This is a genomic window from Lysobacter enzymogenes (assembly GCF_017168095.1).
Taxonomy (GTDB): domain Bacteria; phylum Pseudomonadota; class Gammaproteobacteria; order Xanthomonadales; family Xanthomonadaceae; genus Lysobacter; species Lysobacter enzymogenes_D.
On sequence record NZ_LXSD01000315.1, the window covers coordinates 1 to 9,287 of the forward strand.

The window sequence follows — 9,287 nt, forward strand, 5'->3', positions numbered from 1 at the left end:
CGCTGGACACGCTGTCCGCGCACGACGGCGACCGCCCGGCGCTGCTGGCCGAAGCCGCCGCCGCGCACGAGGCGCTGGGCGAATGGCCGCAGGCGATGGCCGCGCTGCGCCGCTCCGAACAGGCCGCGCGGGCGCTGCGCGAGGCCCAGTACGACCGCGAGACCCAATGGCTGCAACTGCGCTTCGCCACCGCCGAGCGCGACCGCACCATCGCTGCGCTGGCCGCGCAGAACCGCGTGCGCAGCCTCGCGCTGTGGCTGACCGTGGTCTCGGCGCTGGCCGCGCTGCTGGGCCTGACCGTGTTTTTCCTGCGCCGCCAGCAGCGCGCGCGCGTGGCCGAGGCGGCGCGGCGCGCGCGTCTGGACGAGGAAATCGACTATTACCGCCGCGCCGCCGACGAACTCGGCGTCGACCGCGCCCGCCTGCAGGCCGCGCTGGACAGCCGCGAAGACGCGGTGCTGGTGCTCGACGGCGCCGGCCAGGTGCTCGCCGCCAACCGCGCCGCCAGCGAACTGGTGCAGCCCGGGGCGCAGGCGCCGGTGGCCGGTCGCGGCTTCGGCGAACTGCTCGGCGGCGAGGATGCGCGCCGCTTCGCCCAGGCGCTGGAGCATTTGGAAGAATCCTCGGCGCCGCAGCGCCTGGCGTTCTCCTTCGGCGGCGAACGCTTGAACGCGCAGCTCAGCGAAAGCGGCCACGGCGAGGGATCGATCGTGCTGGGCCTGCGCCGCGCCGAACACAGCGCGGCCGGACACAGCGCCGCCGGACACGCCGCCGATGCGCTGCCCGAAGCCGGCGCCGACGCGGCGGTCGAGTTCAAGGTGGAACCGGCCGGGCCCGGCGACGAGGCGCTGCGCAGTTCGTTCCGGCGCGCGCTGGTCGAGCTGATGCTGGCGGTGGTCGAGGCCTGGGAGCGCAGCACCGGCCAGGGCCGGCTGGAGCTGGCGGAGAAAAGCCGGATCTGGCGCGTCACCGTCGACGACGGCCGCCTGCGCGCGCGGGCGATGGAGCGTTACCTGAGCCTGTCCAAGCTGCCGCGCCAGCCGCGCTGGCGCGACGTGCTGCGTTCGGGCTACTACGTGCTGGCCGAATGCCCGCTGGAGGAAACCGTGCGCGGCGAGCTGCAACGCCACGTCGACGCGGTGCTGGCCTACACCCGCCGCAACGCGCTGGTGTGAACGCGTCGACGGGTGCGGCCGGCGCCGTCACTTCGGCGGCGCCTCGAGGGTGTAGCAGATCACGCACATGCCCTGCAGCACGATCGCGTCGGGGTTGGCGGCCTTGTAGGTGTAGCGCGAGTGGTGCTCCGGCGAGAGGTAGCTCGGCGGCGCGGTCACTTCGGCGACCGGGATCGGGCTGCTGTCCTTGGCGCCGTCCTGGGCGCCCTGCAACTGGGCGCAGTACTCCGCCGACATGATCCGGGCCACGTGCCAATGATCGACCTGGCCGCAGGACTTGGCCTGGACCCCGCCGGCACCGGCCGGACACGAGCCGGGAGGCCGGCGCAGCAGGTCGGCATGGAAATCGGCGACCTGCCTGGAGCTGAAGGCGAACTTGCCGACCGGGCGGACCTGCACGCCGTCGGCATAGCATTGCGGATTGGTCTGGTGGGCCTGGGCGCTGCCGGCGGTCAGGGCGGCGGCGAACACCAGCGTCCTGGCGGCGGTGGCGGTGAAGCTCAGTCCGTTGAACAGCGTGCGCATCGGTGATTCTCCTGGCTGCATCGCGGGGAGCGCGACGCAGTCAGCCTAGGAGCCGGTCGCGGCGGCGTCCAAGCAAATAGCGGGCACAAAAGGGGACGATTTCCAGGCGAATCCGCCGCGATTCACGCTGCCGGCGTGACCGGGTTCGCGACCGGCCGCGAGTCGCGGCGCGCGCGCGGCGAAATCTTCCCGCCGCGTCCCGGTTCGATCCCGGCTTGAGCCTCGCCACGCGCGTCGCCGCAGCGCTAAATGAACGCCGTCGCCTCGTCGTTCCGAGGCCCGCCGCGCGCCGCAGGCGCCGCGCCGGCCGCACGGGTGGAATGCAGCGGCGACGGTGGAGACACAGGCACACGGAGGTGCCGCCCGTCCCGTTCCGGCCAGGGAAGCGCCGGCACGGTCGGCCTCGGCGCGCGACGCGCCCGCCGGCGGGTAGCGGCCGGTTCGAAGGGGGAGCCAGCGAACCGGACGACGCGGGCTATGGCGGGTCAGGCCGCCATAGCCCGCGCAGGGACCGCGCCGCGCTCAGGCGGCGCGGCGCACGGCGCCGTAGCGGCCGTCGACGATCTCCTCGGCCAGGCCGAAGCTCAAGGTCATGCCGAGCCCGCCGCCGCCGACCGCGTTGACGATGGTCACGCCCGGCAGCGGTTCGCCGACGAACTCGCTGCTGCCGTCGGTGAGCTTGGGGTAGATGCCGTGCCAGGTCTGGACCGGGCGCGGCTCGCCCAGGCGCAGGAAGCCGCCGAGGTAATCGAGCACGCGCGCGTTGATCGCCTGCTCGTCGAACGGATCGTGGGTGTGGGCGTAGGCGTGCGAGTCGCCGACGGTGATTTCGCCGCGGCTGTTCTGCGCCGCCATGACGTGGATGCCCAGTTCGATCAGTTCGCTGTACTGGGCCTGGTAGCGCGCGCGCAGCGGCGCCACGTCGGCGGCCTGCTGGAAACCGGCGTAGTGCACCAGCGACAGGCCGCCGCACAGCGCCGCGCCCAGGCGCAGGCCGTCGGCCGGCGGCGCCAGCCGCAGCATCTGCAGCTTGCAGCGGGTCAGGGGCGCGGCGGCGTACAGCTGCGGGAACAATTGTTCGAACTCCGGGCCGCTGCACACGAATACGCGATCGGCCTCGAAACGGCGGCTGCCGGAATGGACGCGGCCGGTTTCCACCGCGGTGACCGGCGTGCGCCAGTGGAACTCGACGCCGTAGCGTTCGTGCAGATAGCGCGGCAGCGCGGCCAGCGCCTCGCGCGGATCGACCAGCATCTCGTCGCGGTTGAACAGCGCGCCGCGCAGGCCGTCGGCGACCAGCGCCGGCGATTTCGCCAGCGCCTGGTCGCGGCCGAGCAGCGAACACGGACGCAGCGCGCGGTTGGCCTGCGCGTACTGCGCCAGCACCTCGAACTCGTCGGGCGCATAGGCCACGTGCAGCGAACCGCAGGGGTCGTGCCACAGCTTCGCGCCGTCGATGACTTCCTGCCAGATCGCGCGCGAGCGCAGCGCGCGCTCGTAGGCGGCGCCGTTGACGACGCCGATCGGCCAGATCATGCCGAAGTTGCGCACCGAGGCGCCGACCGCGCGTTCGTAGCGTTCCAGCACGGTGACGCGGTGGCCGCGCGCGGCCAGCGCGCGGGCGATGGCCAGGCCGACGATGCCGGCGCCGACGACTAAAGCGGATTCGGTTTTCATGTGGGTTCGAACCAGTCAAACGGGCGCCAGCGCCGGCGCTTGCACGCGGCGGCTGGCGCGGTGGTGGAAATAGACGGCCGAGGCCAGCAGGCAGGCGCCGCCGAGCGCGCTCAGCGCGAGCACGATCTGGGCGAAGAACTGGGTCCACGACAGCTGCAGGCCGGAGAATTCCTTGGCCAGCAGCACCGCGACGCTGCCCAGGTAGCCGAACGCATCGGACAGGTACATCAGGAAGCCGACGTTGCCGGCGACGCGGAAGGTCGCGATCAGGCGCTCGTAGAACACGCAGTTGAACGGCACATAGGCCAGGTACAGGCCGAAGCCGACCAGCGCCAGCCACCACAGCGGCGGCAGCGCGCCGGCGCGGAAGGCGAGGGTGGCGCAGCCGGCGGTCAGCAGGCCGGCGAACATCAGCGCATGCAGCGCCATCAGGCCGCGCAGGTTGTCGCGGAACCACGTAAGGCCCGCGGTCAACGCGAGAACGGCCAAAGCGACAGGCGTCTCGATCAGCGCGAACACCCCGGCGTTGTTGCCGTACCCCAGGTCCGCGAACAGCTCCGCCTCGAAGTTGTCGCGGAAATCGCGCACCACGGTCAGCGCCACGTAGCAGCCGATCATCAGCGCCAGCCCCGGCAGGAACCGGCGCACGAACGCGAGCCGTTCGGCGCGGTTCATCGGCAATCGCTCGCTGCGCGCGGCGCGGTCGGCGGCGTCGGGCGCGGGCACGCGCTCGAGCAGGCGCAGCGCGATCAGCAGCGGCGGCACGAACAGCAGGCCGGTGAGGAACGGCATCCAGAATTCGTCCACGCCCGCCAGCAGCAGCCACTTGCCGACGCTTTTGACGATGCCCGAGGCCATGATGAAGCTCGACGCCAGGATCGCGCCCATCGCCTCGGTGGTGCGGCGGCCTTCCAGATAGCTGAACACCAGACCCCAGACCATGCCCAGCGGCAGGCCGTTGAGGAACAGGAAGCCGATGTTCCACGGTGCCGGCACCAGCGCGAAGCCGAGCAGCGCCAGCCACGCGCTGCCGATCAACAGCAGCATCAGCGGCGCGCGGCGCTCGCGGCGCAGCCCGCCGATCACGCCGATGCCGATGAACTTGCTGCACATGTAGCCCAGGATCTGCGCGACCACCAGCCAGACCTTGTAGTCCACCTCCAGCCATTGCTGGCCGTGGAACGAGGCCGCGGCGAACGGCTTGCGGAACGCGTACATGCTGGCGTAGGCCATCAGCGCCGCGCCGCCGGCGAGCAGGGTGACGCGCCAGGAGCGCAGGGTCGCGGCGGACACCGGCGCGTTCATGCGGCGTCGTCGCGGGCGCTGGCGTCGATGCCGAGCAGCGCCGGCAGCTCGAACAGCGAATCGACGATGGCGTCGGGCGCGTAGGGTTCCAGTTCGGCGCGGCGGAACGCGCCGGTGGTGACCGCCACCACCAGGCCGGCGCCGGCGTTGCGGCCTTCGCCGATATCGACTTCGGTGTCGCCGATCTTGACCAGCGCGCGCGCGTCGTCGATGCCGAACCGGCGCAGCAGCGCCTGGGCCATGTACGGCGCGGGCCGGCCGGAGGGCACTTCGTCGCTGGCGATCAGCGCGTCGATGCGGCCGTTCCAGCCCAGGCGCGCCACGATGGCCTCGGCGATATCGCGCGAGAAACCGGTGTTGAGCGCGACCTTGATGCCGTGCGCGCGCAGCAGGGCGAAGGTCGACTCCGCGCCCGGCAGCGGCGCCACCCCGGGGCGCTCGCGATAGCAGCGCAGCATGCGCGCGACGAAGTCGTCGTGGATCGCTTCGATCCTGGCCGGCGTCGCCGCCTCGCCGAGCAGGCGCGCGATCGCCTCGGGCTTGCGGTAGCCCATCAGCGCGCGGCAGGTCTCCGCCTCGATGGGATGGCCGGCGGCGGTCATCGCGCCGACGAAGGCTTCGGCGACGAAGCTCGGATCCGACACGGTCGTGCCGGCGATATCGAACAGGGCGAGGCGGTAGTTCATGGAAACCGGAGGCGCTGCGGAACAGGCCTCCAGCTTGGTCGCCGGGCGCAACCCGGTGATGACAGCGCGGGGACAGGCGGGTGGACCTGTCTAGTGCTCCTCTGGTGCTCCGGTCGGGCGGGCGCCGCCTCAGTCGCGCCCTCGCGGCGCGCTCAGTCGCCGAACGCCGCGCGCACCTGCGGCCGCGCCAGCACGATGAAGGTGAACACGCCCAGCAGCGTACCCAGCGGGAACGACAGGCAGGTGATCGCCGCGGTGAACCGGCACAGGCCAAGGCCGCGGCGCTGGCGCAGGCGGCGGGCGGTCATGAACTGCAGGGCGCTGCTGGCCAGGCTGAGCGCGATCGACAGCGCCATGATCACGGCCAGCGCGGTCGGGTCTTCGCCGGCGGCCGAGCCGGGATAGCCGGGGGCGGCAGTGCGCAGATAGTCGATCAGCACCACGCTGATCCCTGCCGCCGCCAGCGACGCCGCCGCGCCGAGCGCGGCGAGCACGTAGTAGAAGACCGACAGCAGCTTGAGGTGCGATTCGTCCTCGGCGCCGAAAGCGTCGGCGGATGCGGCGAGGTGGGGCATGGCTCGATCCTTCACAACTGCGGACGAAGGGTTCAGCGCGTATCGAACAGCGCTTTGACTTCCGGCTTCACCAGCAGCACCAGCGCCAGCACCCCGAGCACGGTGCCGAACGGCATGAACATGCAGCTCAGTCCGGCGACGACGATGCAGAAGGTGTGGCCGCGGCGCTGGCGGATGCGCCGGCCGCCGAGGGCCAGCAGCACGGCGAAGGCCAGGCCGCACAGGATGAAGGCCGAGCCCATGACGATGAACAGCCAGCCCACCGCCGGCGGCGGCGGGGTGCCGTGGCCGGGCTGGTCGAACGCGCCGGACAGCATCGCCACGCCCATGCCGACGTGGATCAGCGGGAACAGCGAGAACAGCGCGGCGATCGCCGCGACCACGTAGTAGGAGATCCCGATCAGGTCGAGGTTGGCGGCGTCTTTCGACGGCGGCGGCGCGCTCGGCGCGGCCGCAGGCAGCGGCTCGCTCATGGTGCGTTTCCTCCGATGGGGGCGGCTCGGCCGGCGGCGCGCGTGCGCGGCCACGCCGCCAGCGATCCCAGTGTCGCAAGAAACATGTCCATGTGCGCATCCCACACGTCGCCCTGCTGGCCGTTGTACGACTCCGCATCCTGCGGCGACATGGTCAGGGCGATGGCCCATTCGAACCATTCGTAGACCAGGCTGGTGCACATGATCGCGGCCACCGCCAGCGCGAACGCCTGGCCCGCGCCCAGCGCCGGCCAGCGCTGGCGGAAATGCTCGCGCAGCGGCGGGGCGAAGCAGGCGCCGTAGAGGAAATGGATCAGCCGGTCGAAATGATTGCGCTGCAGGCCCAGCGCGCGGTCCAGCGACCAGCCGCCGGTGAGCCATTGGATCCACTGGTCGTAGGGCACGTAGGAATACAGCCAGCGCGCGGCGATGCAATGCATCGTCATGAAGCCGCAGACGGCGAGGAAGTGCGCATCGCGCATCGGCCAGCGGCGGTCGTGGCGCCACAGCCACAGCAGCCCGACCACGGTCAGCACGCTGTGCATGGCCTGTTCGAACGGGCTCCTGGGCGCGATCCAGGTGATCGCGAAGACGGCCAGGACGAAGGCCAGGGCGGCTTTCTTGGGGGCGCTCATGCGTCCTTGCGCGGCGGGCATGCGGGGGCTTTCCGTGGATGACGAGGGGACGCTACCGGAGCGGGGTGGGGAAGGGAACAGGCGTCGCAGTTTTCGTCGCGGTTGCGGTTTCGCGGTCGCGGCTCGCGCCGCTCCTACAGGGGCTGCCGCCGGTTTCGCTTGCGACTGTAGGAGCGGCGCGAGCCGCGACCGCGAAAACAAAACGGCGACGAACCCTGCGCGACTTGTACGCGCCCAAAACGAAAAACGGCGGGCCCAGGCCCGCCGTCCTCTCGCCGGCCAACGCCGCGATCAACCGATATGCACGCGCTCGCCGCCGCCGTGACCGACCACTTCGCCGATGCGCCAATGCGCCAGGCCCAGGCAGCTCAGCTCGGCCTGCGTCGCCGCGGCGGCCTCGTCCGGCACCACCAGCACGAAGCCGATGCCGCAGTTGAAGGTGCGCCACATCTCCTCGCGCGGCACCGCGCCTTCGCGCTGCAGCCAGTCGAACACCGGCGGCAGGGTCCAGGTGGCGGTGCGGATGTCCAGGCCCAGGCCTTCGGGAATCACGCGGATGATGTTCTCGGTCAGGCCGCCGCCGGTGATGTGGGCCATGGCGTGGATCGAATGCTCGCCGCCGCCCGCGCGCAGCAGTTCCAGGATCGGCTTGACGTACAGCGCGGTCGGCTCCATCAGCGCGTCGATCAGGCGCACGCCGCCGACGGCGACGTCGCCCGGACGGCCGGCGCGGTCGAAGATCCGGCGGATCAGCGAATAGCCGTTGGAATGCGGGCCGCTGGAGGCGATGCCGATCAGCACGTCGCCCTTGCGCACGCGCGAACCGTCGAGGATCTGCGACTTCTCCACCGCGCCGACGGTGAAGCCGGCCAGGTCGTACTCGCCCGGCGGGTACATGTCGGGCATTTCCGCGGTCTCGCCGCCGATCAGCGCGCAGCCGGCCAGCTCGCAGCCGCGGGCGATGCCGCCGACCACCGCGACCGTGGTGTCCACCTCGAGCTTGCCGGTGGCGAAGTAGTCGAGGAAGAACAGCGGCTCGGCGCCCTGCACCAGCACGTCGTTGACGCACATGCCGACCAGGTCGATGCCGATGGTGTCGTGGCGGTTCAACTGCTGGGCCAGCTTGAGCTTGGTGCCGACGCCGTCGGTGCCGGAGACCAGCACCGGCTCGCGGTACTTGCCCGACAGGTCGAACAGCGCGCCAAACCCGCCCAGCCCGCCCATCACCTCGGGACGGAAGCTGCGCTTGACCAGCGGCTTGATGCGTTCGACCACCTCGTTGCCGGCGTCGATGTCGACGCCCGCGTCGCGGTAGGTCAGCGGCTTGGGGGAAGTGTCGGAGGAGGAAGCGGTCACGGCGGCCCCGGGGTGGTCGCGGAGGGAAGCCGGCGATTTTAGCAGGCCGGGGTGGGGCAGGAGTTAGCGGATAGGAGTTAGGAGATAGCGAAAGGCAAGCCGGGCGGGCTTTTTGCTATCTCCTAACTCCTATCCGCTATCTCCTGCCCCCACCCCGTTCAGCCCCCGAATGGACTCCCCGCCCCACCTGCGGCACCATTTCCGACCTTGAACGCCGAAGTCGGCCCCAGGCCGATGCACGGCCGTACGGCCGGGCCAGGCGGCTCGCAACGCGGGCGGGAAGCCCGCTCCACGCACAGATAGGGACAGCGATGGGCTGGTCGATGGGTAAGGCAATCCGGACTTGGGCAATGGCGGCGGCGCTGCTGGTGAGTTTCGCCGCGAGCGCGCAACGGGTAGAGGGCGACCGCGCCCAGGCCGAAGGCGCCTATTCGGCCGAAGTGCCGGTCGGCGGCCAGAGCGAGAACGAGCGCAACGGCGCGATGGCGAGGGCGCTGGCCCAGGTGCTGGCCAAGATGTCCGGCGACCGCGCCGCGGCCAGCCGTCCCGGCGTCGGCCAGGAACTGCGCCGGGCCAAGGATTACGCGACCGGCTACGACTACCGCCAGGACGAGGGCGTGTCCCAGGTCACCGGCGCGCCGACCTTCCAGACCACCCTGGTGGTCAATTTCGACCAGGAAAAGGTCGAGAACCTCGCCGCGACGCTGGGCCTGCCGATCTGGCCGCAGCCGCGGCCCAAGCCGGTGCTGTGGCTGGCGATCGACGACGGCAGCGGCCCGCGCCTGGTCGGCCTGGGCCAGGCCAACGCCGCGCGCGCCGCGCTCAACCGCGCGGTCGAGCGCGGCTACCGCCTCGGCCTGCCCAGCGGCAGCGCCGCCGA

General features: G+C 71.4%; 10 protein-coding genes. 2 read left to right on the plus strand and 8 right to left on the minus strand.

Annotated features, from left to right (window positions below; all coding sequences use genetic code 11):
* On the plus strand, nucleotides 1-1,175 hold a 1,175-nt coding region (locus A7A76_RS11050), incomplete at its 5' end, for a PAS domain-containing protein (protein ID WP_206411234.1).
* 27 nt (nucleotides 1,176-1,202) lie between these two features.
* Here the strand turns inward: A7A76_RS11050 and A7A76_RS11055 are convergent.
* The 8 genes from A7A76_RS11055 to purM all read right to left on the minus strand — a co-directional run bounded on the left by A7A76_RS11055 (nucleotide 1,203) and on the right by purM (nucleotide 8,407).
* Nucleotides 1,203-1,700: a hypothetical protein gene (locus A7A76_RS11055; RefSeq protein WP_206411235.1), complete on the minus strand. Its 498-nt coding sequence runs from the start codon at nucleotides 1,698-1,700 to the stop codon at nucleotides 1,203-1,205.
* A 522-nt stretch (nucleotides 1,701-2,222) separates the two neighbouring features.
* On the minus strand, nucleotides 2,223-3,377 hold the full coding sequence (locus A7A76_RS11060; RefSeq protein WP_206411236.1) for a TIGR03364 family FAD-dependent oxidoreductase: 1,155 nt from the start codon (nucleotides 3,375-3,377) through the stop codon (nucleotides 2,223-2,225).
* A gap of 15 nt (nucleotides 3,378-3,392) precedes the next feature.
* Nucleotides 3,393-4,682, minus strand: a complete 1,290-nt coding sequence (locus tag A7A76_RS11065; RefSeq protein WP_206411237.1) for a DUF5690 family protein — start codon at nucleotides 4,680-4,682, stop codon at nucleotides 3,393-3,395.
* A complete protein-coding gene (locus tag A7A76_RS11070) occupies nucleotides 4,679-5,368 on the minus strand; it encodes an HAD family hydrolase (protein ID WP_206411238.1) in 690 nt (229 codons plus the stop codon). The genes A7A76_RS11065 and A7A76_RS11070 overlap by 4 nt, the downstream gene beginning before the upstream one ends.
* 152 nt (nucleotides 5,369-5,520) lie before the next feature.
* The gene (locus tag A7A76_RS11075) at nucleotides 5,521-5,943 is read right to left on the minus strand and encodes a hypothetical protein (RefSeq protein WP_206411239.1); all 423 of its coding nucleotides are present in this window, start codon (nucleotides 5,941-5,943) and stop codon (nucleotides 5,521-5,523) included.
* Between the two features lie 32 nt (nucleotides 5,944-5,975).
* The gene (locus tag A7A76_RS11080; protein WP_206411240.1) at nucleotides 5,976-6,416 is read right to left on the minus strand and encodes a hypothetical protein; all 441 of its coding nucleotides are present in this window, start codon (nucleotides 6,414-6,416) and stop codon (nucleotides 5,976-5,978) included.
* A complete protein-coding gene (locus A7A76_RS11085) occupies nucleotides 6,413-7,051 on the minus strand; it encodes a DUF2238 domain-containing protein (protein ID WP_206411242.1) in 639 nt (212 codons plus the stop codon). The genes A7A76_RS11080 and A7A76_RS11085 overlap by 4 nt, the downstream gene beginning before the upstream one ends.
* Before the next feature lie 291 nt (nucleotides 7,052-7,342).
* Nucleotides 7,343-8,407 carry a phosphoribosylformylglycinamidine cyclo-ligase gene (gene purM, locus A7A76_RS11090; protein ID WP_343225316.1) on the minus strand — a complete coding sequence of 355 codons (1,065 nt, stop codon included), beginning with the start codon at nucleotides 8,405-8,407 and terminating at the stop codon, nucleotides 7,343-7,345.
* Between the two features lie 311 nt (nucleotides 8,408-8,718).
* Between purM and A7A76_RS11095 the strand changes: the two genes are divergently transcribed.
* Nucleotides 8,719-9,287, plus strand: a 569-nt coding sequence (locus A7A76_RS11095) for a DUF2066 domain-containing protein (protein WP_206411241.1), incomplete at its 3' end; no start/stop codon positions are given.